24 protein-coding genes are annotated in these 26,719 nt (G+C 59.8%); 13 read left to right on the forward strand and 11 right to left on the reverse strand.

Annotation, left to right across the window (positions count from 1 at the left end; all coding sequences use genetic code 11):
- Window positions 1-42: 42 nt before the first annotated feature.
- Complete coding sequence (locus AC1DYO_RS03860) at window positions 43-1,062, reverse strand: LacI family DNA-binding transcriptional regulator (RefSeq protein ID WP_477260471.1); 1,020 nt, start codon at window positions 1,060-1,062, stop codon at window positions 43-45.
- A gap of 644 nt (window positions 1,063-1,706) precedes the next feature.
- Between AC1DYO_RS03860 and AC1DYO_RS03865 the strand changes: the two genes are divergently transcribed.
- From AC1DYO_RS03865 to AC1DYO_RS03900, 8 genes are all read left to right on the forward strand, one after another.
- A complete protein-coding gene (locus tag AC1DYO_RS03865; RefSeq protein ID WP_477260473.1) occupies window positions 1,707-2,933 on the forward strand; it encodes an ABC transporter substrate-binding protein in 1,227 nt (408 codons plus the stop codon).
- A gap of 82 nt (window positions 2,934-3,015) precedes the next feature.
- Window positions 3,016-5,097: a hydantoinase/oxoprolinase family protein gene (locus tag AC1DYO_RS03870; RefSeq protein WP_477260475.1), complete on the forward strand. Its 2,082-nt coding sequence runs from the start codon at window positions 3,016-3,018 to the stop codon at window positions 5,095-5,097.
- A gap of 11 nt (window positions 5,098-5,108) precedes the next feature.
- Window positions 5,109-6,893 carry a hydantoinase B/oxoprolinase family protein gene (locus AC1DYO_RS03875; RefSeq protein WP_477260477.1) on the forward strand — a complete coding sequence of 595 codons (1,785 nt, stop codon included), beginning with the start codon at window positions 5,109-5,111 and terminating at the stop codon, window positions 6,891-6,893.
- Window positions 6,890-7,681 carry an ABC transporter ATP-binding protein gene (locus AC1DYO_RS03880; protein ID WP_477260479.1) on the forward strand — a complete coding sequence of 264 codons (792 nt, stop codon included), beginning with the start codon at window positions 6,890-6,892 and terminating at the stop codon, window positions 7,679-7,681. Before AC1DYO_RS03875 ends, AC1DYO_RS03880 begins: the two co-directional genes overlap by 4 nt.
- Window positions 7,678-8,436, forward strand: a complete 759-nt coding sequence (locus tag AC1DYO_RS03885; protein ID WP_477260481.1) for an ABC transporter ATP-binding protein — start codon at window positions 7,678-7,680, stop codon at window positions 8,434-8,436. Before AC1DYO_RS03880 ends, AC1DYO_RS03885 begins: the two co-directional genes overlap by 4 nt.
- 20 nt (window positions 8,437-8,456) lie before the next feature.
- Window positions 8,457-9,347, forward strand: a complete 891-nt coding sequence (locus AC1DYO_RS03890) for a branched-chain amino acid ABC transporter permease (RefSeq protein ID WP_477260547.1) — start codon at window positions 8,457-8,459, stop codon at window positions 9,345-9,347.
- A 1-nt stretch (window position 9,348) separates the two neighbouring features.
- On the forward strand, window positions 9,349-10,413 hold the full coding sequence (locus tag AC1DYO_RS03895; protein ID WP_477260483.1) for a branched-chain amino acid ABC transporter permease: 1,065 nt from the start codon (window positions 9,349-9,351) through the stop codon (window positions 10,411-10,413).
- Window positions 10,414-10,631: 218 nt separating this feature from the next.
- Window positions 10,632-11,276, forward strand: coding sequence for a TetR/AcrR family transcriptional regulator (locus AC1DYO_RS03900; RefSeq protein WP_477260485.1), 645 nt, complete (start codon window positions 10,632-10,634; stop codon window positions 11,274-11,276).
- Between the two features lie 53 nt (window positions 11,277-11,329).
- On the opposite strand, the gene AC1DYO_RS03905 is transcribed toward AC1DYO_RS03900, so the two are convergent.
- The 5 genes from AC1DYO_RS03905 to AC1DYO_RS03925 are packed head-to-tail and all read right to left on the reverse strand — an operon-like array spanning window position 11,330 to window position 16,680.
- Window positions 11,330-12,478, reverse strand: coding sequence for a saccharopine dehydrogenase family protein (locus AC1DYO_RS03905; RefSeq protein WP_477260487.1), 1,149 nt, complete (start codon window positions 12,476-12,478; stop codon window positions 11,330-11,332).
- An 11-nt stretch (window positions 12,479-12,489) separates the two neighbouring features.
- Complete coding sequence (locus tag AC1DYO_RS03910; RefSeq protein WP_477260489.1) at window positions 12,490-14,013, reverse strand: class I adenylate-forming enzyme family protein; 1,524 nt, start codon at window positions 14,011-14,013, stop codon at window positions 12,490-12,492.
- A 37-nt stretch (window positions 14,014-14,050) separates the two neighbouring features.
- On the reverse strand, window positions 14,051-14,821 hold the full coding sequence (locus AC1DYO_RS03915) for an SDR family NAD(P)-dependent oxidoreductase (protein WP_477260491.1): 771 nt from the start codon (window positions 14,819-14,821) through the stop codon (window positions 14,051-14,053).
- A 14-nt stretch (window positions 14,822-14,835) separates the two neighbouring features.
- Window positions 14,836-15,609 carry an SDR family NAD(P)-dependent oxidoreductase gene (locus AC1DYO_RS03920; protein ID WP_477260493.1) on the reverse strand — a complete coding sequence of 258 codons (774 nt, stop codon included), beginning with the start codon at window positions 15,607-15,609 and terminating at the stop codon, window positions 14,836-14,838.
- Window positions 15,610-15,666: 57 nt separating this feature from the next.
- Complete coding sequence (locus tag AC1DYO_RS03925; RefSeq protein WP_477260495.1) at window positions 15,667-16,680, reverse strand: 3-keto-5-aminohexanoate cleavage protein; 1,014 nt, start codon at window positions 16,678-16,680, stop codon at window positions 15,667-15,669.
- Window positions 16,681-16,883: 203 nt separating this feature from the next.
- On the opposite strand from AC1DYO_RS03925, the gene AC1DYO_RS03930 reads away from it, so the two are divergent.
- Both AC1DYO_RS03930 and AC1DYO_RS03935 read left to right on the forward strand, forming a co-directional pair.
- A complete protein-coding gene (locus tag AC1DYO_RS03930) occupies window positions 16,884-18,020 on the forward strand; it encodes a saccharopine dehydrogenase family protein (RefSeq protein WP_477260497.1) in 1,137 nt (378 codons plus the stop codon).
- 21 nt (window positions 18,021-18,041) lie between these two features.
- A complete protein-coding gene (locus AC1DYO_RS03935) occupies window positions 18,042-18,878 on the forward strand; it encodes an SDR family NAD(P)-dependent oxidoreductase (RefSeq protein WP_477260499.1) in 837 nt (278 codons plus the stop codon).
- A gap of 28 nt (window positions 18,879-18,906) precedes the next feature.
- On the opposite strand, the gene AC1DYO_RS03940 is transcribed toward AC1DYO_RS03935, so the two are convergent.
- Window positions 18,907-19,575 carry a GntR family transcriptional regulator gene (locus AC1DYO_RS03940; protein ID WP_477260501.1) on the reverse strand — a complete coding sequence of 223 codons (669 nt, stop codon included), beginning with the start codon at window positions 19,573-19,575 and terminating at the stop codon, window positions 18,907-18,909.
- A gap of 128 nt (window positions 19,576-19,703) precedes the next feature.
- On the opposite strand from AC1DYO_RS03940, the gene AC1DYO_RS03945 reads away from it, so the two are divergent.
- Genes AC1DYO_RS03945 through AC1DYO_RS03955 form a run of 3 tightly spaced genes read left to right on the forward strand, consistent with a single transcriptional unit; the run spans window position 19,704 to window position 23,786 of the window.
- A complete protein-coding gene (locus tag AC1DYO_RS03945; protein ID WP_477260503.1) occupies window positions 19,704-20,489 on the forward strand; it encodes a LamB/YcsF family protein in 786 nt (261 codons plus the stop codon).
- Entirely contained in the window at window positions 20,482-22,080 is a 1,599-nt protein-coding gene (locus AC1DYO_RS03950; RefSeq protein WP_477260505.1) for a 5-oxoprolinase subunit B/C family protein, read from the forward strand. Before AC1DYO_RS03945 ends, AC1DYO_RS03950 begins: the two co-directional genes overlap by 8 nt.
- The gene (locus AC1DYO_RS03955) at window positions 22,077-23,786 is read left to right on the forward strand and encodes an acetyl/propionyl/methylcrotonyl-CoA carboxylase subunit alpha (RefSeq protein ID WP_477260507.1); all 1,710 of its coding nucleotides are present in this window, start codon (window positions 22,077-22,079) and stop codon (window positions 23,784-23,786) included. The genes AC1DYO_RS03950 and AC1DYO_RS03955 overlap by 4 nt, the downstream gene beginning before the upstream one ends.
- 203 nt (window positions 23,787-23,989) lie before the next feature.
- Here the strand turns inward: AC1DYO_RS03955 and AC1DYO_RS03960 are convergent, their stop codons facing one another.
- The 4 genes from AC1DYO_RS03960 to AC1DYO_RS03975 all read right to left on the reverse strand — a co-directional run.
- The gene (locus AC1DYO_RS03960; protein ID WP_477260509.1) at window positions 23,990-24,874 is read right to left on the reverse strand and encodes an alpha/beta fold hydrolase; all 885 of its coding nucleotides are present in this window, start codon (window positions 24,872-24,874) and stop codon (window positions 23,990-23,992) included.
- A 48-nt stretch (window positions 24,875-24,922) separates the two neighbouring features.
- Window positions 24,923-25,216 carry a putative quinol monooxygenase gene (locus tag AC1DYO_RS03965; RefSeq protein ID WP_477260511.1) on the reverse strand — a complete coding sequence of 98 codons (294 nt, stop codon included), beginning with the start codon at window positions 25,214-25,216 and terminating at the stop codon, window positions 24,923-24,925.
- A gap of 182 nt (window positions 25,217-25,398) precedes the next feature.
- A complete protein-coding gene (locus tag AC1DYO_RS03970; protein ID WP_477260513.1) occupies window positions 25,399-26,172 on the reverse strand; it encodes an SDR family NAD(P)-dependent oxidoreductase in 774 nt (257 codons plus the stop codon).
- A 103-nt stretch (window positions 26,173-26,275) separates the two neighbouring features.
- A partial coding sequence (locus AC1DYO_RS03975; RefSeq protein ID WP_477260515.1) for an alpha/beta fold hydrolase occupies window positions 26,276-26,719 on the reverse strand: 444 nt, incomplete at its 5' end.

The raw sequence follows: 26,719 nt of genomic DNA on the forward strand, positions 1-26,719 counted from the left end.
TGGTGTCAAGCGGAATTTATAAAAAATGTGACCTAACGTTTGCTAGGTTGGCTTTGCCGTGGAGAAACGCACGACCAGGCGAGGCGCAAGGGCGATGCTGGTCACAGGCTCACCGTCGACACCCACCGACGGTCCGTCGATGGCAGTGTCCACCGCAAGCCTGGCCAGTTCATTCATGGGCTGCGCGATTGTCGTCAGCGCTATGCGGCTGTGGCTGGCAATTGCGATATCATCAAACCCGACGAGAGACAGGCTCTGCGGGATTTGAACCCCGATCGCATCGGCGGCCGAGATGATCTCAAGGGCGACGCGATCGAGTGCGGCGACCAATGCGGTCGGACGATCCCGCCTGCTCAAAAAATCCTGCAGTATGTTCAGATAGGTCGAGCGCTGCGCCCTACGCTTGCCTTGCTCGCGCAAGAGATGCGTATCCCTGATCGGCAGCCCGGCCAGGCGCATTCCTTCCTGGTAACCCCGAAAGCGGGTCGATTCGACATTGGGGTCGTCGCCCAGCATGGCACTCACGAAGCCGATCTCCCGGTGTCCGAGTGCCGCCAGATGCTCGACCGCGAGACGGGTGCCTGCAGTGTCGTCAACGGCAATCGACAATTCGCGCTCCATTGGAAGGCCGACGAAGACCTTGCGAATGTCGGGACCGATGAGTCCCAGAGCCTTTCTGCCGGGTGCCGACAGGAAAATCATCCCAGCCACGCGATGCTCAATCAGGTTTCGGACCCGGCTGCTCTCGCGCTCCGGCACGGCGCCCGTGATGACCAGCAAAATGCTATGCATCCGCTTGGCGGCATATGCTTCGATGTGCGTGGCCAACTCGGCGTGAAAAGGATTGGTCAGGTCGTCGACGACCACCCCCAGTACCTTGGATCGCTGGCGCATATACCGGGCACCAGCGTGTGGCCTGTAGCCTAACGCGGTAATCGCCTTGAGCACGCGCTCGCGTATGCCGGCGTCGACACTCTTCTTGCCCTGTAAAACATTGGATACGGAAGACTTTGAAACGCCGGCAAAGGATGCGACATCAATGATAGTGGGCGGCCTGCGCATCGTCTCAACCCGGTATCGTTTGTAAAATATGCTTCAGCCACGACTGGTGGTAGCCGAAGCTCCTGCCCTGACGATATCGACAAAAATGGTGAGGTCGGCAAGCGCTGTCGCCATAGGCTCTCAAAGGGCACTAGATGGGCCCCAGGGATTTGCACAATACCGGCGCGGCGGAACTCGACCATGGAGGGTACGAAGATATAGCGGTCTGTCGCTAACTCCGAAGGCAGCCTGCGGCCGGGAAAGGCTCCAATCGCCATTATGTTCGACCTGATAGAATTCTCTGATCTCGCCCCATCACCGATCAGAATTTGACAGGATGCATTCGTCGCCTGACTCTACCACGCAAGTTGAAGCCTAGGCGCGTTGACGGAGGCGAGGGGAACAGCCGGGGTACCAGCGATTTGCGCCCATCGCGGCCGGAACCTCGAAAGCCGAGGGCCGGCATAGCGGCCCGCTTGGCCCAATCTGGTCAGCGTCACGATTGCTGGACTTCCGCCAGCCGGCAGAGCCATCGTGTTGCTTTGGCGAGGCGATTTCGTGCCCTTCACCATCAACTCAATTGCCGATTTCGTGCTGCGTGTGCACGCTTGACAACCACCCGATATTCTATCTTATTAATGAGCGTTAATTAAGGGAGAACACCTATGACGCCTTGCGTCCAGAAGCAGACGGTACCATTCCGCCGGGCCCTCATTCGACGGATCGCCGTGGCGGCGAGCTTGCTGTCGGCATCATCATCGATGGCCTTGGCCGATCCCGTGACAATTGGCTTTGCGACCGCGCAGTCCGGTTGGATGGTGGCCTATGACGGCGACGGCAGAAACATGGCCCAGCTGTGGATAGAAGACCGCAACAAGGCAGGTGGCCTGCTGGGCCAGCCGATCAAAACCGTTGTGGCCGATACGAAGTCGGATCGGGTCGAAGGCGCGCGCGCCGGCCAGTCTGTGGTCGACCAGGGGGCCGGCATCGTCATCGTGTCTTGCGACTATGACCAGGGCTCGCCCGCCGCTGGCGCTGCTCAGCGCGCAAACCTGATTTCGGTTTTCCTTTGTGCCGAAGATCCCAAGGCCGGCGTGCAGGGTGTTGGTCCGAATTCCTTCACCACCTCAGCGGCCGCTCACGTGCAAGGTGCGGTCGCCATGCACTGGGCAGCGGAGAATCTAGGCATCAAGCATCCCTATGTCCTGCTCGACACAGTTGCCGAATACGACAAGTCGCTTTGCTCTGGTTTCCGGTGGGCGGCTTCGCAGACGGATGGTGTGAAGATCGTCGGGGAAGATACCTTCAAGAACGATGACCCCTCGATCCAGTCGCAGATCACCCGTATCACCGCGTCGGCCGAACAGCCCGACGCGATCATGCTATGCAGTTTCACCCCAGGGGGCGCTAGCGCCATCCGCCAGATTCGTGCCGCAGGTATCAAGGTGCCAATCTTCTCGGGGAGCGCGATGGATGGCACGTATTGGACCGATGCCGTCCCTGACCTGAGCAATTTCTACGTGCCGGTCGCCGCTTCCGTGCACGGGGATGACCCTCGCCCCGAGGTTCAGGCACTCAACGAGCGTTACAAGGCCCGCTACGGGACTCTTCCGGCGACAACTTACGCGTACCCGATCTACGCTTTCCTCGACCTTTGGGCACGTGCGGTTGAGAAGGCGGGAACTGCCGACTCGGCCAAAGTGACGGAGGTTCTAAATTCGATGCACGATGAACAGACCTTCATTGGGCCGCGCAGTTTTTCTCCAGAGCTCCATATCCAGCAGAATGCGAAGATGCAGATCCTTGAATACAAGGATGGCAAAGTAAAAATTGTGAGCAATTACGCTCTACCCCAGCCGGTGCCTGTGGACGTTCTCTTCGGCCAGAACTGACTCCCTTTCTGGTCGACAGGCCCCAGCGTGAGTAGACGCTGGGGCCTGATCAACATGCGGTATGCGTTTGAAAGAGAGCTTTATGTCGTACGTCATTTCGCTTGATACGGGCGGGACTTTCACTGACGTGGTTGTCGTCGGCACGGATGGTGTGCCTGTGATCGGCAAGGCGCTGACCACCCACGACCGGATCTTTTCCGGTATGCGGGAGGCAATTGCCGCGGCCGCGGCGGAATTATCTCTTTCGTTGGAGCAGTTGCTCGCCGAAACGGGTCTGCTCGTCTACGGGACAACGCGCGCAACCAATGCGATCGTGACGAAACGCACTGCAAAAACCGCCTTCGTCACGACCGCCGGGTTCCCAGACATTCTCGTCTTGAAGGAAGCCGGCAAATTCGATCCGCACGATTTCCGCACGCCCTATCCCGACCCTTACATTGCGCGCCGCCACACCTTCGAAGTGAGCGAGCGTATGAGTTCGGAAGCAACAGTCTCCATCCCTTTCGACGAAGGGCAGGCTCGAGCGGTAATCGGCGAGATCGTGGCACAGAAGTTCGAGGCGGTGGCTGTCTGCTTCCTATGGTCGGTTGCAAATGGTGAGCATGAACGCCGCTTCGGGCAGCTGCTGGATGAGCTTGCACCCGGTCTGCCTTATACGCTGTCCCATGAGCTGATCCCTATCGTGCGGGAATATCGTCGCGCTTCGGCCACCGCGATAGATGCCTCGCTCAAGCCGTTGATGCAAAGCCATTTGCGGGGACTCGAATCCGATCTTCGCAATGCCGGCTACAAAGGCGAAATACTCGTCTCGACGACCTCGGGCGGATGCACCAACATCGACGCGATGGTCGCCAAGCCCATCTACACGATCGGTTCGGGCCCAGCGATGGCGCCGATTTCGGCGCGGGCTTATGCCGCCCAGGAGAGCTTCGGTGACAATGTCATCGTCTGCGACACCGGGGGCACGACCTTTGACGTCGGCCTGGTGCGTGACGGCAAACTGACATTTACCCGCGAGACCTGGCTTGGCCCGCAATACACCGGTGATCTGATGGGCATCTCGGCCGTTGACATGCGATCCGTCGGCGCCGGCGGTGGTTCGATCGCCTGGATCGACGAGGGCGGACTGATGCATGTGGGACCGCAATCGGCAGGATCGGAGCCTGGCCCGGCCTGCTATGGCCGAGGCGGCCTGCACCCAACTGTTTCGGATGCTGCCGCCGTCCTTGGCTATTTCGATCCGAGCTACTTTCTTGGCGGCCGCATGCAGCTTGACGTTACCGCCGCACGTCGCGCCATCGAGACCATCTCGTCGCGCATCGGTTTGACCGGTGAGGAATGTTCGTTCCGCATTCTGACGCTCGCCAGCGAGCTCATGATCCGCGCCATCGGCGACATCACGATCAATGAGGGCCTGGATCCGCGTGAAAGCGCTATCGTCGCTGGCGGTGGCGCTGCCGGTATGAACATCATGCTGATTGCAAAGGAGCTTGGCTGCAAGAGGGTCATCCTTCCCAAGACCGCTTCGGCGCTCTCTGCTGCCGGTATGCAGTACGCCAATATCGTCGCCGAAGAGACCGCAAGCCATGTCACGTCGACAGAAGGCTTCGACCTCGCCGGTGTTGGTCGGGTCTTGGATTCCTTGACTGCAAAGTTGCACGCGTTCGCTGAAGGCCTGGCGCATGACAGGACCGATCACGCGATCGAGTATATCGCGGAAGCCCGCTATGCGGGGCAGGTGTGGGAGCTCGATACGCCGATCCCATCGGGCCATCTCAAGGACCTCGCGTCCGTTGCTGAACTGCAGGAAGAGTTTCATCGCACCCACGAACGCGTCTTCGCTGTCCGCGATGAGGGTAGCGCTGTCGAGTTCATCAACTGGAAGGCGCGGCTCAGCATTCCGCTGGCCGATCCTCCAGCTCCGATTGCGGATGCCGACATCGTCGATGCGGCTTCAGGCAGCAAGGATCCTGTTCCGAGGCGCGATTGCTATTTCGGTGATGCCAGGGCAGTCGCCACTCCGATCTACAAGGCACGCAGTATCGCGCCTGGCATGCGCATAACCGGTCCGGCCATCGTTGAGGAGCCGACCACAACATTGGTCGTATATCCAGGCATGTCGGTGACGCTCAGCGCCGCTGGCAACTACTTGCTCGAGATTTGAGGGCGGCCGAGATGGGAACCAAAGACAAGACCTCCTTTGATCCATTCCTCACGGCAATCATCGCAAACCGGATGGACGCCATCATCCGCGAGATGACCAACACCATGCTGCGGGCGGCGCGTTCGGCCGTCATCAACAGCGCTCGCGACTTCAGCTGCTCCATCGTTACTGCTGACAACCAGTTGCTGGCTTCGGCCGAAGGGCTGCCAATCCACATTTTCGGCAGCGACCTTCTGACGTCGGCGATGCAGCAATTCCATCCTGGCGATATCCAGGAAGGCGACTGCTATCTGCACAATGATCCCTATACCGGAAACAGCCACGCTGCGGATCACGCCTTTCTTGTGCCAGTGTTCGTTGCAGGCGAACACATGTTCACGGCGGTAGCCAAGGCCCACCAGGCGGATATCGGCAATGCCTTGCCGACGACATACATGGCTGGCGCCCAGGACCAGTATGCCGAGGGCGCATTGATTTTTCCTGCGGTCCGGATCCAGCGCGACTATAAAACCAATGACGATATCGTACGCATGTGCCGGGCCCGCATCAGGGTTCCCAACCAGTGGCATGGCGACTTCATTGCCGGCATCGGCTCTGCCCGTATCGCCGAACGTCGACTGAAGGAACTCTGCGCAAAATATGGCAAGGAGACAATCCGCGCTTTCATCGCCAACTGGCTCGACTATTCCGAGGAGTTGATGGTGAAGGCGCTACAGTCGATGCCCGCGACGCGGCTTTCCAATTCAGGAAGGCTCGACCCGCTGCCGGGTCTGTTGCCAGAAGGAGTGCCACTCAAGGTCTCGCTCGAGATTGATCCAACCAAAGCGATGGTCGATATCGATCTCCGCGACAACATCGATTCCGTTCCTGTAGGCCTAAACCTGAGCCTTGCCAGCGCGTCTGCAGCCGCGGTGGCGGGAGTGTTCAACTCACTCAGCTTTTCGGTGCCTCGCAATGCTGGATCATTCCGCCGCATCAGTTTGCAATTTCGCGACGGATCAGTGATCGGCAAGCCGAAGTTCCCACACAGTTGCTCGGTGTCGACCACCAATCTGGCTGACAGGCTCATCAACACCGTACAAGCCGCCTTTGCCAAGGTCAGTCCCAAATGGGGGTTGGCCGAAGGCGGACTGGGAGTCGGGCTTGGTTACGCCGTGGTCTCCGGAAACGACCATCGCTTCGGTGGCGAGCCCTATGTCAACCAGTTGGTTCTGGGTTCCGCAGGGGGACCCGGCAGCCCGGTCGCGGATGGCTGGCCGACCTATGGTATCCCTGTCGTGGCAGGATTGATGTATCGCGATTCCATTGAGATCGACGAACTCAAGCACCCGCTTCAGGTCGTATGCATTCGGCTGCTGACCGGTACGGCCGGTGCTGGCCAGTTCCGTGGCGGAGCGGCGCTTGAGATGGCGGTGACGCCGAAGGAACTGCCGATACAGTTCATCTGGGCCTGCGACGGTGGAGAGACGCCACCAAAAGGGGTCCGCGGCGGACGCGACGGCACACACGCGGCGCACTGGATCGTTCGACCGGATGGGACTGAGGAGCTGCTCCCAAGCCTTGTCATCATCAGTCTGCAAAAGGGCGAAACACTGAAGGGCTGCCATACATCCGGCGGCGGCTATGGCAGGCCCCATGATCGCGACCCGGCACTCGTGCTCAAGGACGTACTTGAACAGTACGAGACCCTTGAACGTGCGGAAGCCATCTACGGAGTGGTCTTGACCGGGTCAATGGCGGACGAAACTCTCTGCGTCGATGCCGAGGCGACCGCAGCGTTCAGGAGGGCTTCTTGAGTGCACTTGGCGCGTTTCGAAACAGCCACTTCCGTCCGGAGAGCGATATGAGCGTCTCTGACGGGATCAGACTTGCTACCGAAGCGGTGTCGGTAAGCTTCGAGGGGCTTCGAGCCCTTTCGGACGTAACGTTGTCCATTACCAAAGGCGAGATTATCGGCCTAATCGGGCCCAACGGTGCCGGCAAGACCACATTGGTCAATTGCCTCACCGGCTTCCAGAAACCGACGGCGGGTCGGGTCACATTTGCCGGTCGCGATACCACGAGGTGGAAGACAGCAATGTTTCGCCAGGCCGGGGTCGCACGAACCTTCCAGGGCGGACGGCTTTTCCGTGAAATGACCGTCCAGCAAAATGTTGAAGTGACCGGGGTCGCCCTTGGCCTCTCACGCCGTGTCGCCGCACACGAGGCTGCATTGCTGCTAGACTGGATGGGCATTCGTCACCTGGGTGGACAGATAGCAGGCACACTTCCTTATACCGACGAACGTCGCGTTGCCATCGCACGGGGCTTGATCCATGCGCCGGACTTCCTGCTCTTGGACGAACCCGCCGCTGGCATGTCAGACCACGAGTGCGAAGACCTCATGGCGCTGGTGCGTTCAATTCCCAAAGATCACGGCTGCGGCGTTTTGTTGATCGAGCACAACGTTGCCGTCGTGCTCGGCCTGTGCGCCCGAATCCATGTGCTGGACGGCGGGCGAACACTTGCCGAAGGCACTCCAACGGAGGTTCGAAGCAACAAGGCGGTGATCAGCGCCTACCTTGGGGCAGAGGCCGAAGGATGAACGAAAGCAACATTCTTCGCGTCACGGACCTTCGGCTTGCCTATGGGCGGGTTCAGGTACTGCACGGTGTCTCCTTTGATGTGCCGTGCGGGGCAATCGTCGCCATTGTCGGACCAAACGGGGCCGGTAAATCCTCCACTCTCGCCGCAATCGCGGGAGGGGTCACGGTTGCCTCGGGAGACATCCATTTCGACGGCAAGCCAATCCAAGGTCTAACGCCCGAGACGATCGCAAGAGCGGGGCTTTCCCTCGTGCCCGAGGGCCGTCACGTCTTCGCCAGTCTGAGCGTGGAGGAGAACCTTCGGATCGGGACGTTCATGCGCGCAGACCGGCATGTCGTGGAAAAGGATCTCGACCTCGTTCTGAACTATTTTCCGCGTCTTCGCGAGCGATTGCATCAGGCAGGCGGAAAGCTCTCCGGCGGAGAACAACAGATGCTGGTCATCGGACGGGCGCTCATGACGCGGCCAAAGCTCATGCTGATCGATGAGCCAAGCCTTGGCCTTGCTCCTCGCATCGTTGAGGAAGTCTACGCCATTCTAGATCGACTGCGTAAGGAAGAAGGCGTGAGCATCCTTGTCAATGAACAGAGTTCGCGCCGGGTGGTGCACTTCGCGGATGAAATCATAGTGTTGCGCGATGGTCGTGTGCAGTTGAAAGGACAACCGTCAGATCTGGCACAGGGCCATGCCCTACACGATGCCTATTTCGGAACGGGTACTTTCGACCGCGAGTCAGGGGAGACGGACCACTGACATATTTTGTTCAGACGATTATCGATGCGCTAAGCCTGGGCAGTCTCTACGCGCTGGCCGCGTTGGGGATTGGCCTCTTGTTCGGCATCATGCGGTTGATCAACTTTGCCCATGGTGAATTCATCACGACGTCGGCTTATGCCCTCATCGTCCCTTCCGCCGATGTCATGGCCAGGCTCTTTATCGGGAGTTGGAGCTGGCCCCTCTTGATCATAGCGATTCTGACATTCGGCATCGCGATAGCGCTGTTATCCAATTTCTTGGTGTTTCGCCGGCTGAGAAACGCAGCGCCTCAGAACCTTATGGTCGTATCCTTCGCCCTCGGCTACATCATCCAGAACCTCCTGATGATGATCTACGGCGCGCGGCCAAAGGCAATCGGATTGTGGTCGTCCCTGACACAAGCAGTTGACGTGGCAGGCGTTCGCATTCCACTGCTCCAACCGGTGACAATTGGCGTGACTTTCTTTTTGCTCCTGGGGATCCTTCTTTTCATGCGCAAGACGTCCTATGGCGTGCAGATGCGCGCCGCGGCGGAAGATTTCCGGATGGCCCGCTATCTGGGCGTGCGTGCGGACTTCGTCATTGCCCTGTCTTTCGCTTTGAGTGGGCTCCTGGCCGGTGTTGTCGCGTTGCTTTACGTCGTGCAGACCGGATTGCTCGCTCCTACGATGGGCGTGAACATCGTTATTTTCGCTTTCATCGCGACCGTTATCGGAGGCATGGGAAGCTTGCCAGGCGCTGTGTTGGGCGGGCTCCTGGTCGGCACTGCTACGTCGCTGCTGCAGGCTTACCTGCCCGACGGCATACGAGCCTTCCGGGACGCCTTCGTCTTTCTGTTCGTGATCATGCTGCTTCTGGTGCGGCCCTCGGGAATTATCCGACTTAAGCAGTTTGAAGAAAGGGTCTGAGATGCAAGCTCAGGACCACTCCTTGATTTCGGCACCTTCAAACGAGACCAGAATCCCCTGGTCGCAGGTTGAAACGCCGGTCCTTCTCGTCGTGCTACTCGCTCTGATCGCATTGGCCGGGAGCCAGTTCGGAGGCATGACACAAACTGTGACCGAAATGATGATTCGCGTCGTTTTGGTCGTGGGCCTCTATATCTTTGTCGGCAATTCCGGAATTCTGTCTTTTGGACATATAAGCTTCATGTCTATAGGCGCCTATGCCTTCGTGTGGTTGAGCTGCTGCACTTTGCCGATGCTCAAACCCATGAACCTTCCGGGTCTGCCTGCATTCCTTCAGCACATAGCGCTTCCCTCGCCCGTGGGGCTGCTTGGAGCAGCCGTGTTTGCCGGGGTCGCCGCAATTGTGGTCGGGGCCGTGCTCATGCGCTTGTCAGGAACGGCAGCTTCTATCGCAACCTTTGCATTCCTGGCCGGGCAATACGCATTCTACATGAACTGGAGCGGCGTGACGGGCGGGACTGCGCTGCTGGCAAACTTGCCCGTTTTCGTGGGACCAACCATCGGTACCGTCCTGGCCGGCTTGGTCATATTCATTGCATGGCTCCATCAGGAATCGCGGCATGGCTTCATGCTTCGAGCCACCCGTGACGATCAGTCCGCAGCCAGGGCGTCAGGCATCAACGTCTGGATGGTCCGAACCGTCGCCTTCGGCCTCAGTGGTGTCGTCGTCGGCATCGGCGGCGCCATGCATGCTGGCTTTCTCGGGATTGTGACCGTAGATGCCTTTTACTTGCCAATCACATTCCTGACATTGGCGATGCTGATCGTCGGCGGTTCAGGAAGCCTGTCAGGCGCGGTTGTCGGTGTGATTGCTCTTACCGCCGTCACAGAAATTCTCAGGCGTCTCGAGTCCGGAATCGAAATCGGCCATACCGTCCTGGGCCTGCCTGCTGGACTTCAGGAAGTGGGTCTAGGGCTCACGATGATCCTCGTTATGATGTTCCGGCCAGCTGGCATTATGGGCGGCCGTGAAATTGTCCTTCGCAGCTTTTGGCCCAAACGCTGACGATGTGCCGTTGTCAGCTTTCTGACAGTTCCAACTTAGGCGCTCGCTCGACTGATAAGTTTGCCGTGGCATGGTTCGGGGCACTTCTGGGCCTACTCTGAACTCTTTGGCATACAAACAATCTTTGGCATGCTGGGATGGTTTGCTCTATGTAGAAACGAGCGTTAATACATGGCGTAAATCACATGGTGCACACCGACGGCGAGCGAGGAAGGCCGATGGCCGACACTGAACCGACCATTGAGCTAAGGTCTGGCCCTGCCACCCGAGGAATTCCGCGTTCCACCACTCGAGATCGGCTAATCGAAGCAGCGGTCGAACTGTTCGGCACCAACGGCTTCAATGAAACATCCATGCGCGACCTTGCCAGTGAAGTCGGCATCAAGGCACCGGCGCTCTACAACCACTTTCGCTCGAAGGAGGAGATCTTCATTGAGGCGATCTCGATCACTCTCGAAGATTTCCATTCGGCGGTTACCAAACGCGACGATCCCACGCTCTCAGGCCTTGAGCGCCTGGAGAACATGGTAACGAGACATGTCCTCTACCAGATTGATCACGCCCGGATCGCCAAGGCCAACGATCGACTGATTGAGTCCTCGGCCTTGGATCGTCTCAGCCACGAGCAGCGTGAGGCGATAAGATCAATGCTTCGCAAGTACCTCGACACCATGACAGACGTCTGTACGCATGTCGTGCGCGACGCTGGTCGCGAGCCAAAAGACGTTCGTTTGGTCGCCCTTGCGATCGGGTCCATGTGTGACAAGGTGCTTTCCTGGTATCGCCCGAACGGCAAATACCCGAAGCACAAGATTGCGGCTCACTTCTGCCGGCTCGCTCGCAGCATGCTCGAAGCCGAATAGACTTTGCAAAGCTGCCCGGGCCGAAAGAGCCCGGGCTCAGCCTCGCGGACTGCTCAGACGAGCAGGTCCCTGATCCGCAGCCTTTCGCCAGCCTGTCCATCCTTGAGCGATAGCAAGGTCAACCCACCGCCCCCGAGACTGACGTCGCGCAACACTGAAAAGAAATCCTTGGGCGAGACGATCTCCGGCGGGAACACGCCCTTTCGATCGATCCGGCCCTGCATCATCAGGATTGCACCAACAGCCGCGGGGATACCCGTGGAGTCGTCCATCCCTCCATCGCTACCAGAGGCAAAACGCAATCCGTTGCCGTTTGTATGGATATCGATAACCAGACCGCTGCCGATCCGAGGCGCGCTCGCGCGCTGGTCCCGGTAGTGCAAAAACAAATCAACCGCACAATCGGTCAAGGCTCCCTTGGTCCTTCGCTCATCAGCAATATGCGCAAGACACCAGCCGGTAACCAGGGCCTCTTCTGGATTGAGGCCTCCAAAGTTGGAGGCGCGTTTTACCGGCAGATACTGGGGCACAGTTATCGGTTCAGGATGGGCCAGTCGAACAAGACGCTGCCGCCCGACGGGATCAGGGAAATCGATATCGCGAAATTCGAGTGCGTCCCAACCTGCAACGTCGTGCGTGGTGCCGTCAGGATCGACAAGATTAAAGCAGTGCCAGAAATGCCGCACCGCTGCGTTTGTCATGTCGGCGAGATCAACCGTCCAGTAGATGTCCACGTTGTCAACCGGCCCCAGCCTGTCGACTGCCGCTCTGATGAGAATGTTCGTCGTGCCTGGGGACGATCCCATGCCGATCAAAGCCGAAACGCCCGCAGCCTCCGCTGCCGCATTGCGCGTGAGCATAGGGATTGTGACGTCAGCATCGTCCGAAATATCGAGATAGTTGGTGCCATTGGCGATGGCGCGGTCGAGAATTGCGGTGCCTGTCCTGTAGTAGGGACCAGCCATGTTGACGACCAGACCAGTCTGCGACAGCAGCGCATCGAGGTGGTCGCCGTCGGCGAGAGCGTCCATCTGTTCCGTGGCAAAACCCATCGACTGCGCCGCAGCTTGGGCTTCGGGGCGCCAGGCACGGTCAAGCGCCAGGCAGTCCTGAGTTGCACCGCCACGGGCCAATGCCCTGAGCATGGCTTGCGCCTGTGCGCCGCCCGCGCCAATGACAACGGCCTTCCACTTCCTTGCCATCTAGTGGCCTCCTATTTCGATTCTTTTCGGGATTGCAGGTAACCTGCGCGCACCGCACGGCGATCGAGCTTGCCGGACGCAGTACGCGCCAGATCGGTGCTTACGATGATGTCCTCAGGCACCGCATAGCTCGGCAATCGGCGGCGCAGGAATTCCCGTACGGACTCCACATCGATAGCCATGTTTGGACGCGGTTCTGCGGCGGCGTAAACGCAATTTTGAAGCACTGGATGCGGTACCGCGAAGACGACAGCCTGGGCGATTGAGGGGACTTCGGCCATGACGGCTTCGATGAAAGAGGGAAGGATCTTCTCACCACCGCGATTGATCACGTCGTCTCGCCGCCCAACATGGTACAGCAGCCCTCTTTCCCGTCGCTCCGCCAGGTCGCCGGTGCGCAACCAGCGTCCATCGAGTTTCTCGGCATTGACGTCCGGTCGCCGCCAGTATTCGCGCATACGTGTATCGCCAGCGACCCAGATTTCGCCTGTGGCACCGTCGGCCACATCCTGACCGTCCTCACCGACAAGGCGTAGCTCGACGCCCTCCGCGGCATAACCGATCGAATCGCCGTATGTCAGGATGAGCTCGGCCGGCAATATCGTGCAGCAAGAGGTGAACTCGGTCAGGCCATAGCCATGCCAGAGCCGCAAACTTGGCCATCGCTCATGCATTTCAAGCGACCAGGGGGCCGGCATCGGCGAGCCGCCGAACAAGGCGTCCTTGGCCGGACCGTAGACGGCGTCGGCGCCCTCAGCCGTCATCATCATGCGCAGGACACTTGGCACGGCAGTTACGAAGGTCGTCGGCCTGCGACGGCACGCGGCAACCGCCTCTTGTGTACGGTATCGCAGCAGGACGTCCGAACGCCCGCCGCAAAGCAACATGGTCCCCAGTTGATCGACAAAGCCCGTATTGTGGAAAAGCGGGGCCACGATGAGTGTCGAGGATTCTTCGTTCGCCTGGATCAGATTGACATAGACTTGCGAAGCCTTGCGAAGCGCATCATGGCTGATGACGGCACCTTTCGGCGTACCCGTGGTTCCCGATGTAAAGCTGATCACCGCATTCTCGGTCGCAAGTGGCTTGCCGGGAAGGGCGCCGGAGGCCATTTCAACCGATCCGAAAGGCGTCGCCGCGCTGCCGTTGATAGAGAAAATGCGCAGGCCGGAGCAATCCTCGAACATCCGAACATGCACATCGTCGGCCAACGCAACGCGCGCTTCGAGAAGCTCGACAAGGTCGCGAACCTGGGCAGGGGCTAGTCGGTTGTTCATCGGCACGGATATCGCGCCAACGCGAAGGATCGCGAGATAGGCAACCACCCATTGCCATGTATTGTCGCCGACCACGATGACGCGCTCCTGCCGCAGCACTCCGAGCGACGCCAGGCGCGATGCTGCAGCCTCCACCTCAGCCTGGAGATGTCCGTAGGACAGCTCCTCATCGCCGTCGGTAAGGGCAATCCGATCGGGCCGCAGGACGGCCCGGTCTTCCAAAGCGTCGACAATGGTTGGGTAGGTGCGGTCAGTCACGGCATCGTTCCGGTATTAGTGTGAGATTGTTTCGTCGTCACCCATGACCGATCAGATGACCGGCGCTGCTGCCCCCGTCGATCAGGTACACGCAGCCATTGGTGTATGCTGCCTCGCTCGATGATAAGTGAGCGATGACTGCCGCGACTTCCCCGGGCGTGGCGAACCGGCCCATAGGGACTGCTTTCTCAAATGCCTCGCGTGTCCCTTGGGGGGCCTTCGAAAATATCCGCGTCGCCATTGGCGTATCCACAAAACCGGGGCAGACCACATTGCTACGGATGCCTTCGCGCCCGTAGTCCAGCGCCATCGCCTTGACGAGCCCGATAACGCCGTGCTTCGACGCGCAGTAGGCGCCGTAAGCGACGGATCCCATGACGCCGGCGTCCGAGCTGACTGCAACGAAAGTCCCGCCGCCGCGACGCTGCAGGAGGGGAATGCTCTGCCGCGCCAGAAGAAACGTCCCCTTTAGATTGACGTCGATGATATGGTCCCACACCGCTTCCGACATGCGGTGAACGAGGCCGCCCCGGGCGACGCCAGCGGCTGCGACGACAGTGTCGAGCCCCTCGGCCGCTGCCGCAAACGAATCGACTGCCGCTACCAGATTGTCCAAGCTGGTCACGTCGGCCAACAGCGTGGTTGCGCTTCCTCCAGCCTCGCGCACCAACCCGACCGTTTCTTCAGCGCTCTCGCGCGACAGGTCCAGAACACCAATGTGGGCACCGCGAGCAGCCAAGGTCAACGAGACGGCACGCCCTATTCCCGAGCCTGCCCCGCTAACCAATGCAACCTTTGGCTTACTCATCGCTCAGGGCCCGGTCATTCTTTTGGAAGGGTTTCGGCAATATAGAGGTTCGCAAGTGTGCCGCAGTCCACCGGCACATCTATGCCCGTGATCGCGCTCGCCTCGGCACTGCCCAGAAATGCCACGGTGCGTGCAATCTCATCGACTTCGACCAAGCGACCCAAGGGCACGCGTGAGAAGCTCTCGGTCATATGTCGGCGCGCGGCTGCGCTGACATGATCCCCGATCATGGCCGTCAGCGTCCAACCCGGGCTTACCGAATTGACACGGATGCCATAAGGAGCCAGCTCTACCGCTGCCGTCTTCGTCAAGTTGATTACGCCGGCCTTTGCCGCGCCGTATGCCGACTGTCGGCCATCGGTTCCCGCCACGTCGATGGAAGCAATGTTGACGATCGCTCCACCGCCGGAGGCTCGCATACGGCGAGCCCCCCTTTGCAGGCTAAGGAAGACACCCGTCAAATTGATGTCGACGACCGACCGCCAACGTGCGAGGTCCATCTTGAGAAGGGTCTTGTAGTCTGCCACGCCGGCATTGTTGACCAGCAGGGCGAGCGGACGAGCCGGATCGTCGAATCGTGACATGAGGCGCTCAACGTCGTCTTCATTCGTGACGTCTCCGGCCACCGCCTCCACGGACCCCAATGGCTCGAGTTTGGTAACAGCAGCTGCAAGATCAGCCTCGTTGCGACCGGCTATGGTGACAGCATAGCCTCGTCCAAGAAGGCACGCAGCGATACCGAAGCCAATCCCCTTCGATCCCCCCGTCACGACGGCGTTTGATTGCATGGTGGCCGCTCCCTAACTCGCAAGCGAGCCCGTCGGGCCCGCCCCGCCTGGTTCCTCTCAAGAGGCCAGCGTCATGAGCCGACGATACTCGTCCGCCCCCATAAGGTCGCGCCCCAAAGCTGCTGCAATGCCGCTAACCTGGCGGAAAACATCCACATTGCTCTGAATCTTGTCGTCGCGATGCGGCCACTTCCACACAGTGTCCTCCATGCCGACGCGCACGTGCACCCCCATGAGGATCGCAAGCGTCGCCAGATAGCTGCTCGAACGCCCGCCGGTGCAGGCAACGATAACGGATTCAGGATCGATATGGCGAATGAGCCGGACCAGCCGCATGAAGCCGTCGATCATGGTCTCGGGGTTGTAGGTGGGGCTGCAACCGGGCAGGCCGGGCAGGACAAGCCAGTTCAGGGGACCCTGGATGAGGCCACTGTCGATCAGGAAACGGCGAGCGTTGTCGATGTCGGCGTCGGAATAGACAGCGATCTGGGGTGTCAAGCCGGCATCAAGCGCGCGCCGCGTCTTCTCGATCATTGCTGCCGGTGATTTCACAAACCGGTTGTCCCCAAGGACGATCGAGGTCACGTTGACCGGCACACCCTCCATAAGACCGAGCGTCATCATCTCACCCATCATGCGCTCTTCTTCCTCGTTGACTGCAACCAGGCATGCATCGAGCGCGATGTGATTATTTTGGCGCCGCAGGTGGGTCAGCGTCTCCTTGAACAGACCAGTATCCAGGACATTGTAGCCACGTTCGTTGCGGGCGTGGATGTGAATGATCTGTGCGCCGGCCGCGATGCATTCCTGCGCCGAGCGAATGATTTCCTCCGGCGAGGTCGGCTGGTTTGGGTTCTCGTCCTTACGGAAGAACGCACCGTTGATGGCTACCGACAGGATCAATTTTTGCGGCTCTTCCCAGCGAGGCATGGGCTCGGCGTCCGAAAATGCGGTCTTGCCTATCGGCATGATGTCCGGCGCGCCATAGACTTGCCAGTTTGCCTGGACGCCTTCCCGGGCCACCCATTGGTTCACCCGTTCCCAGTTCACGGTATTGGGCTTTCGGGCCATTGAAAGAGCCTCCGTCTTGCATAGATATGAACGATCGTTAATACTCATGACATTTGCTGTCAAGCGAGAACCAAGATGCGGGGATGCTGCGTTCCCCCAGCGTTTCATGGACTAACGTGGATTCAAGGTTAGGCCGAAGCCTTGCGGCTTGACGGGAAGGTCAAGCTGAGTTTACGAATTAACGTTCATTATATGGAGGCAATGTGAGTAAGGCCATTTTGCTTGTCGGAGCGGGGCACATGGGGCGCAGCGCGCTCGGCATGCTCGCCCGACACCTTCCCGATAGCCGCTTTAAGGTTGTCGACCGGTCGCCAGAAAACCTTGCCCTCGGTGTCGCGGTGGACCCGAAACGCGTTGAAGGTGAACTGCGCGACATCCTGAAGGAAGGCATCGACGCGACAGGCGTCGACCTCGTCATGAACTTCGCGGGTCCGTTCTTTCTAGGCTCCGATGCGGTTGCGCGCGCGGCAATCGCAGCTGGCGCCGCCTATGTCGACGTTTGCGACGATGCCGAGGGAACCCAGACGATCCTGAACCTCCACGAGGCCGCCATGGCGCAGGCGGTTCCCGTGATCACCGGCGGCGGCAATTCACCGGGTATCTCGAATTGGCTGGCTTGCGACATCCTGGCGTCGAACCCGACCGTTGACGGGATCAAGATCGTTTGGATCACGCGGGAGCGCGACCCCGGTGGCCTTGCCGTGCTGCGCCACATGCTTCACATGACCGTCGCTCCCTGCCCAATCTGGCGCAACGGTCGCATGGAATATTCGAAGGGTTTCCACCCGGAGACGGCGATGTCTTTCGAGGTCCCCTCCCCCTTTGACCGGATCGAGGCTTACGATACCGCTCATCCCGAACCGTTGACCCTTTCGCGCTATCGACCGGAGCTAAAACTGATTCAGTGCAAGGGATCGTTGTTTCCCAACTGGGCCAACCAAGCCTTCTCGACACTCGGCCGGATCGGCTTCGCACGCGACGATCTTACCGTCAGGATCGGGGATCAGATCATCCAGCCCATAGAGGTCCTGTGGAAACTCCTATGGGCCCGGCACGATCTCGGCCCGTCCAGGGACCGGCCCGCCTTTACACAGATCAACGTGATCGGATTGAAAGGCGACCAGCCTGTCGTAATGCACACGATCACGGATGAGAGCGAGATGAGCCGTGGGACAGGCATCGGCATGGCGGCTGCCGCGCTCTCACTGCTGGAAGGCAACGTGGTGTCGGGTGCCAATGGTGTCGAGGCGATTCCGTTCCAAAGAGGTCTTGGCTATTTCAAGGCCTTGTCGAGGGCCGAGGGCGCCTTTGCCAATGGAATTGTCGTCACCCGCTTCTGATCCACCTTTGGGAGATTGAACATGACCGATCCTTCTGCGGTGATCGTGACTGGCGCCGCCGGCGACATGGGACGCGCCCTGGCCAGACGTTTTGCCCAGGACAGGCGCCCGATCGCCTTGTTCGACCGCACCGATGAAACACTGAGCGACCTGGCGGAAGAACTGAAGATCCTGGGCGCAAAGAACGTTGCAATCTATGCCGCGGACCAATGTGACCGAAGCGCCGTGGATACCGCTGTTGCGCAAGCGCGATCTGATCTCGGGCCAATCGGTACGCTTGTTGCCAATGCGGGCTACGCTCGCCTGGCGAGCTTTCTGGAAATGCCGGAGAAGATATGGGATCGACACGTCGACGTGAACCTGAATGGAACGTTTCATACTTGTCAGGCGGTCGCGAGGAAAATGGCGGAGGAGCGTTCAGGCGGCAGCATAGTGGTCATCTCGTCCTGCCTTGCTCTCTACCATACCGACCAGACGGGAGCCTACAATGCGACGAAGGCTGCGCTTTTGATGCTCATTCGCACCATGGCGGCTGAGCTCGGCGTCTATCGCATTCGCGCAAATGCCGTCCTTCCGGGAATAGTGGACACGGCTATGACCCGGCAGACCCTCGCCGAACCTGGCCGCATGGAGGCTGTTCTTGCGGACACGCCGATCGGTCGGATCGGCAGCACCGAGGACGTCGCCGGGGCAGTACACTTTCTTGCCAGCGAAGCGGCAGCGTTCATAACCGGCGCTTCGCTGCTGGTTGATGGCGGCGCCTCCATCTACGGCCAACCCCAATGGGTACGACAGGATCGGCGTATCCCTCACGAGCCCAGCTGGGACTTTCAACCCCGAACCGCTGGTCGGAGCTGAACGATCCGGCACGAGAGCTGGTCCCTGGCTATTCAGCTCTGCGCTGCAGGGCCGCCAACACCATTCTCTCCGACCGGAGGAGATAGGTTTCCAGTTTCTCTATCGCCTCCAAGGTCTTTCCCGCTTCCAGCAGAGCGACGAGGCCGGCGTTGAGGTCAACATAGGGCTCGTGCAAATGAGCATTGTTGTCAAGTTGACCGAAAACCAAGCGCAGTTCAGCCAGAACCATCTCAAAGGAAGCGTTCAACCTTGGACTGTCGCAAAGTTCCACCATGGCTCGGTGAAACTCCATGTTTATTGTCCCCACGCGCCGCCAATCGCTCTCTGTTTGAGCGACCTTGGCTTCAGCAACGAGCATGCCCATGCGCACCAATGCTGGATGGCCACGGCTGGCCGCCCGCACCGCTCCTATCTGGATCACCCGACGCACCCGGTAGATATCAATGACGGAGGCCTCGTTGGGGGCAGCGACAAAGACGCCGCGATTGGGGATATATGTCAGCAGGCCCTGGCTGGTCAGCAGCCGGAACACCTCGCGCAAGGTGTTGCGCGAAATGCCAAACTGGGACGCGACTTGCTGTTCTGAAAGTTTTTCACCGGGGGCAAGATCGCCTTCGATCAACATCTCCCTGATCCTCGACACCACCTTTTCGGCGAGAGGCTTATCGTCTGTATCCAGGGTAATTTTGATCGTCATTTGCTTCCTGCTGGCCCCTGGTCGGCCATTGCCCAGGGTGCAATCTCATAAATGGATATTGTTGAACAATCTTAGATATGTTATTCAACAGATTGCCGGTCATTTCAATCATATAAAGAGGCTTTCCCTTGGCAAGCGTCGACCTCAACAGTGATCTCGGGGAAAGCTTCGGCCCTTGGCCGATGGGCGACGACCTCTCGATGCTTGATATCGTCACCAGCGCCAATATCGCCTGCGGCTTCCATGCCGGCGATCCGGCAGGCATCCTCACGGTTTTGCGCGAGGCCGCACGACGCAACGTCTCGATTGGCGCCCATGTCGGTTACCGGGATCTCGTCGGGTTTGGTCGACGTAACATGGATCCCTCCAGCGCCGAACTGATCGGCGACACGATCTACCAGATCGGTGCACTGCAGGGGCTTGCGAAGGCGGCCGGAACAACGGTTCGATACGTAAAACCGCACGGAGCGCTCTACAACACCATTGCAAGCGACGCGCGTCAGGCAGCCGATGTGATCGCCGGCATCAAGGCTATCGATCCGTCATTGACCCTTATGGCACTTGCCGGTGCGCCGATCGTCGAGCAGGCGACCGCGGCTGGGTTGACGGTTGTGTGCGAGGCATTTGCCGACCGCGCTTACAACGCTGACGGTAGCCTCGTCAGCCGCCGCCTGCCCGGGTCAGTGATCCACGACCCGAAGACCGTCGCGAGCCGGATGCTGCGCCTGGTCACCGCGGGGCGGATAACCGCGATCGATGGAACCGACATCGCGCTCGAAGCCCATTCGATCTGTGTCCACGGCGATACCTCGACCGCTGTTGCCATAGCGCGCATGGTGCGTGACGAGCTCGCAGCGCGCGGTGTTCAGTTGATGCCTTTCGCCGCCATAACTCCCGACCCGCCCCGTGGTTGAGCATCTGCGTTTCCTGCAGGCTGGCAGCGAGTGCCTCCTTGTCGAACTCGAGGATCTCGAAACGACGTTGACGCTGCTTGATTGCCTGCTGGCCTCTCGGCCGGAAGGTGTAACGGATATTGTTCCGGCCGCCCGCACGGTGCTGATCCGCTTCGATCCGTTCGTCACGACCCGCGATCGGGTCTCGGCGGCAGTCGCGCAGATCGATCTTTCAGTGCGCACCGTTCGGCAGGGCGAGACCTTCGATATACCCGTGACTTACAATGGCGAAGATCTGGCCGATGTGGCTGACTTCCTCGGCTGGCCTGTCGAAGAGGTTGTCCGTCGCCACACCGAAGCCACCTATACTGTCGCATTCACCGGCTTTGCGCCGGGCTTTGCCTATATGACCTGCGACGATCCCGGCTTTGACGTGCCGCGCCGTAAGAGTCCGCGGGTACGAATTCCGGCGGGCTCCGTGGCGCTTGCCGGCCGATTTGGCGGCATCTACCCATCTGATAGTCCTGGCGGTTGGCAGCTTCTGGGAACAACGACGCTTCGCATGTGGGACACCGCCCGTGCGCGCCCGGCGCTGCTTGCACCAGGCGACCGTGTTCGTTTTCACGACGTGGCCAAGAGTGGCGCGGCGCTCGTCACTTCGCCACCCACGCAGCATGCGAAAACGGCGCCTCACCTTGACGGCCTGGTTGTGACCCGTGCTGACCGCCAGGCTCTCTATCAGGACCTTGGCCGCCCAGGGCAGGCCGGTCAGGGCGTCTCTGAATCAGGTGCACTCGATCGAACCGCGTTGCGCGAGGCCAATCTGTGTGTTGGCAACCCTCGCAATAGCGTGGTCATCGAGGTGACCTTCGGCGGTTTCGCGGTCAAAACCGATCGCGCCGTCACGCTCGCCGTGTCGGGCGCTCCCGTCCCGCTGACCATCCGAACAGCGCACGGGCGCCTCGTCGACGCGCCTTTGGGCGGCCCCTTTGCACTCGATACCGGTGACGAACTGACGCTTGGAGCCCCAACAGCGGGGATGCGCAGCTATCTGGCGATGCGCGGCGGCTTCGCCGTCGAACCAGTCCTCGGCTCGGCTTCGACCGACACACTGGCGAAGGTCGGCCCCGCGCCCATTGTGGCCGGCGACGTGTTGGTACCAGCAAACCGGCCAACAGCAGCCGTCGATCCTCACCGTCTTGAACCAATGCGATTGCCGGGTGCGAGCAACATTGTCACGCTCGATGTGATGCTTGGCCCGCGAGCCGACTGGTTCACGGCAAAAGGGATCGCTTCGCTGTTTGGGCAAGATTGGCAGGTTTCTGCTGAATCCAGCCGCATCGGCATGCGCCTTTCGGGAGCTGTCCCACTCGAGCGGCGTGATGGAGCAGAGCTTCCGTCCGAAGGCACGGCGATTGGCTCGATACAGGTGCCGCATAGTGGACAGCCAGTGCTTTTTCTTGCCGACCATCCGTTGACCGGTGGCTATCCGGTGATTGGTGTGGTCGCAGCACACCACCTCGATCTGGCTGGCCAGATCCCGATCGGCGCCCGCATTCGCTTCAACGAGCTTGCCGCCGCCGACCCGAATCTAAAGGAAATCGATCGATGAAAAAGCTCCTCATCGCCAATCGTGGTGAGATTGCCATTCGCATTGCCCGCGCCGCGCGAGACTACGGCGTGGTCTCGGCCGCGGTCTATTCGGACGTGGATGCGAATTCCCTCCATGTCGAACTCGCTGACGAGGCTTACGGCCTCGGCCCAGGTCGTCCGGCTGACACCTATCTTAATATCGAAAAGATCCTGGACATTGCCCGCCGCGCCGGTGCCGACGCGGTACATCCGGGCTACGGTTTCCTGTCGGAGCGCGCCGAGTTCGCGAAGGCGGTTATTGACGCGGGGCTCATTTGGGTCGGCCCTGGCCCCGGTGTTATCGCTGCGCTTGGCGACAAGGTTGAGGCACGGCGCATTGCCGCCAAGGTCGGCGCGCCTCTGGTCAAGGGTTCGGACGGTCCGCTCGCCTCGGCCGCTGAAGCGGTCGCCTTCGCCAAGCAAGCCGGCCTGCCACTCGCAATCAAGGCAGCGTTTGGCGGCGGTGGGCGCGGCATGAAGGTGGCGCATCGGCTCGAGGAGGTCGGCGAGCTCTTCGAATCGGCCGTGCGCGAGGCAACAGAGGCCTTCGGGCGGGGCGAATGCTACGCCGAACAGTTCCTCGACCGGCCCCGTCACATCGAGGCGCAGGTCATTGCCGACAGTCATGGCAACACGGTTGTCCTTGGCACGCGTGACTGTTCGCTGCAACGGCGTAACCAGAAGCTCGTCGAAGAGGCTCCGGCTCCCTTCATAAGTGCTGAACAGCGCTCGCGTATCCACGACGCGGCCCGCGCAATCTGCGTGGAAGCCCGCTATACCGGCGCGGGCACGGTTGAATTCCTGCTGTCACAAAACGGCGTCATATCCTTCCTTGAAGTCAATACCCGCCTTCAGGTGGAGCACACCGTGACGGAGGAAACGACCGGCATAGACATCGTCGTTGAGCAGTTGCGAATCGCCGATGGCCTGCCGTTGTCGATCAAGGAAACGCCTGAGCCGCGCGGCCACGCGATTGAATTTCGCATCAATGCCGAAGATCCCGGCAGAGGGTTTCTGCCGACGCCCGGTCTGATTACCCGCTTTCGAGCTCCGGCAGGGCCGCATGTGCGCCTCGACGCCGGCGTTGAATCTGGCTCTGAAATCCCGAGCCTCTACGATTCGATGATGGCTAAGCTCATCGTCACAGGTGCCACCCGAGAGGAAGCGCTGAAGCATGCACGCCGAGCGCTGGCTGAATTCTGCATCGAAGGGGTCGCCTCGGTGCTGCCCTTTCATCGCGCGGTGCTGGAGGAGCCTGATTTCACGGCAGAGGATGGATTCCGCGTTTTCACCAACTGGATTGAGACGCAGTTTCGCGGCGTTGAGCCAGCCGCGAGGGTTGACCCGATTGAAGGTGGCTTTTTGCGTAGCTTTGTCGAAATTGACGGCCGGCGTCACACTCTTGGTTTGCCGGCAACGCTCTTTTCTGGCTTGCAGACTTCGCCGGGCTTGCAAGCGGTGGCATCTCCCGCCGGCGACGGCGCTGTTACCGCTCCTATTCCTGGTACCTTGCAGCAATGGCTGGTCGAGGACGGGGCAGAAGTTGCCGAGGGCGACGTTGTCGCTGTCATGGAGGCTATGAAAATGGAAACGCGCATCATCTCACCAAAGACAGGTCGCATAAGGCTGAAAGTCGCGTCCGGGGCGTCCGTTGGTCTCGGTACCCAATTAGCAACGATCGATTGATCATCCGAGGATGCCAGCTCTGGGATTGGCGTCCGTGATGCGGGCATGTTCAGAGCCCATTACGCTGTGCCGTCCGATGCGTCCCACCGCCGAAGCCTTACGGCTAAGGGAACGGCTGCGGTGACGACTATCGTCGACCGCAGCCGCCGCGATCCACCCGTCTTGGGGAGGGTGAAGGTTGTTTTGCGCGCCAGCAAGAAAAATCAACCGAAGAAGGTCAGCAGTTCCCTTGCAAGCGCTTCGGGTTGTTCTTCTGCAAGATAGTGGCCACAGGACGCTATGGCTGTCCCGCGCACATTGGTCGCAATCTTCTGAAGCTGTGCAACCAGATCCGGCATCGATCCCTGGTCGGCGCGCACGGCAAGCACTGGCATTTCCAGCTTTCCCTTTGCACTCAGCTCGCGGTTCTGCTCAGCGGACAACGAGACTGCACGGTAGTAGGCAAGACCACCTTTGAGTCCGCTGTAGAGAAAGACCCTCAAATACTCTTCATGATCGGCGTCTGAGAATATCTGCGGATTGGCCGCTTTACGCTCCAGGAACCAGCGGAGGTAAATGTGCTCCCGGCCGTCGATGAGGGCTTCCGGCAAATCAGGCACATTGTGGAACGCAACATGCCAGGTGCGCCATGCAACTTCCGCTGACCACGGCAGCGCATCGGGCAGACTGATGCCAGGTATTCCGGTGTCAAGGATAGCTAGACCTTTGACACTGTCTCCGTTCAGGGCGGCATAGGGGTAAGCAACCCAGGCCCCGATGTCATGTGCGGCCAGGAAGTGCTTGTCGACCTCCAGCTTTTCGAGAAGTCCTCGAACGATCTTGGCGATGCTCGCCGTGTCGCAACCTGATCTTGGACGATCGGAATCCCCCTGCCCTGGAAGGTCCAGCGCTATGACACGATAGCGCTCACCCAACACCGGCAAGATCTTGCGCCACGCGTACCAACTCTGCGGAAAGCCGGCAAACAGGACCAGCACCTCACCGCCAGGGCGCCCTCCGCTGACATGATGGAGTCTAGCGCCATCCACTGTCGTGAAGCCGCGCTGGAAGCCATCAATTCCCGTAGCCGGCCATTCCCTTCCAACCATGTCAGTCTCCTCGGTCTTGCGCATTTGGCGAATGGGTCGTGGAGTGGCTTAGTGAAGCCGTTTGTACTTGGTCAGGGTGACCGACTGAATCCACTGGCCTGCTTTTGCGCCGAAGGCCTTCATCGCTTCGGTATTGTTGTGGACATTGAGTGCATTTTCGTCTTCCCAGATTTCGTAGAACAGGAACTGGCCTGGGCTCTCAACGGACTCGTGCAGGTCATACTGAACGAAGCCCGGCTCCTTGGGGGCCGCCTCCACAAGCGTCATCAGGCCTTGGCGCAACAGGTCTTCATTTCCCGTGTTGGCATTGACCAATGCGATCACGACGAGCTTCTCTTTCATACATTTTCCCTTTCACAATTTGGACACTTGGGGTTCGATAGAGGGTGGCAGAAACTACCTCGACCACCTTTTTATTGCCTGATGTTATCGTTTACATCACTCGAAAAAAATGGACCGGTTTTGCGATGATGCGGGGACTTTCCATTCACCCGCTTCACTAGAACGCGGTGACCGAGTTCTTGTCAGAACGGATCCCTGGCCGCCGTCAGCCATCCGCCATCCATTACGTACGCGCTGCCGTGTACGTAGTCGGCGTCGTCACTTCCCAGGAACGCCGCCAACCTGGCAATCTCTTCCGGCTTGCACCATCGCCGGGCAGGCACTTTGCTGACTGCCAGGTCCATATCTGGTGAATGCAACGTCGTTTGCTCCGGCATTGCCATTGGCGTGGCGGTCGCCCCAGGACAGATGGCGTTGATCCTTATACCGAGCGCTCCGTATTCAAACGTCATCTGGCGCGTCAACCCGATGACGCCATGCTTCGAAGCAGTGTAGGCCGACCCGCCTCCAGCTGCGCTGAAGCCTGATGTCGAGGACGTGTTGATGATGGCGCCCTTGCCCTGTTTCAGCATTTGAGGGATGACAGCGCGCGACATCAGGAAGGGGCCGGTCAGGTTAACGGCCATGACCCGGTTCCATTCCTCAAGGCTCACTTCATGAGCTGGCGCATGGCCGTCAAGAACCCCGGCATTGTTACAAAGCAGATCAATCCGATCCCACCGAACGATGACTGCCTCTATTCCCGCCGCCACACTTTGCTCATCGCTCACGTCGACTTGCAGGGGCAACGCCATCGAGGGATTTTCCAGCTTCTTCACCGTTTCGATGGCGCGATCCAGATTGATGTCGAGAGCTGCCACATAGGCTCCTCTGGACACGAATTCGGCGACCATTGCTCGCCCCATCCCGGATCCGGCGCCCGTGATGATGACCACCTTGTTGCTATAATCGTTCAACGCCGTTTACCTCTGTTTCTCAGCTGCTTTTCCAGGCGGGGTTCTCCCGCCACTGGCCGAAGTTTGCGTTGAACCGCAGCTTCGGCGATGGACTAGAGGCGCCTCATCCTGTGCGTTTGACATTGTCGAGGATTGCCTGGTTGACGGTTGAGGCGGCCTCCATCTGGGGCATGTGTCCTGCGCCCGGGATGATGGTGAGCTTTGCATGGGCTGGCAGGTCTGTGGCTTGCGGAACCGGCACGACCTGGTCCTGGTCGCCCCAGATGAGCAGCACCGGGCAGTTGAGGTTCGCGAGCTCGCCGGCGATCGACTGGCGCTGGCCGTTGTCGTCGGCAATGATGTCGGCAATCGCGGTCAGCGCTTCCGGCACGCCTTCGAGACGCTTGAAGCGCAGCGTACCCTCGACCATGTCGCTGGTGATCCTGGAGGGATCGGCAAACAGGCGCTCAAGCACGCTCGACAGCGGGCGCCGGCGTTCGGCGGCGATGAAGTCGGTGAGGAAGTCGCGGCTCATCGTCTTGCCAAGGCCGATTGGCGCGATCAGCGT

The sequence above is a fragment of the Mesorhizobium sp. P2_F5 genome, from assembly GCF_056403715.1.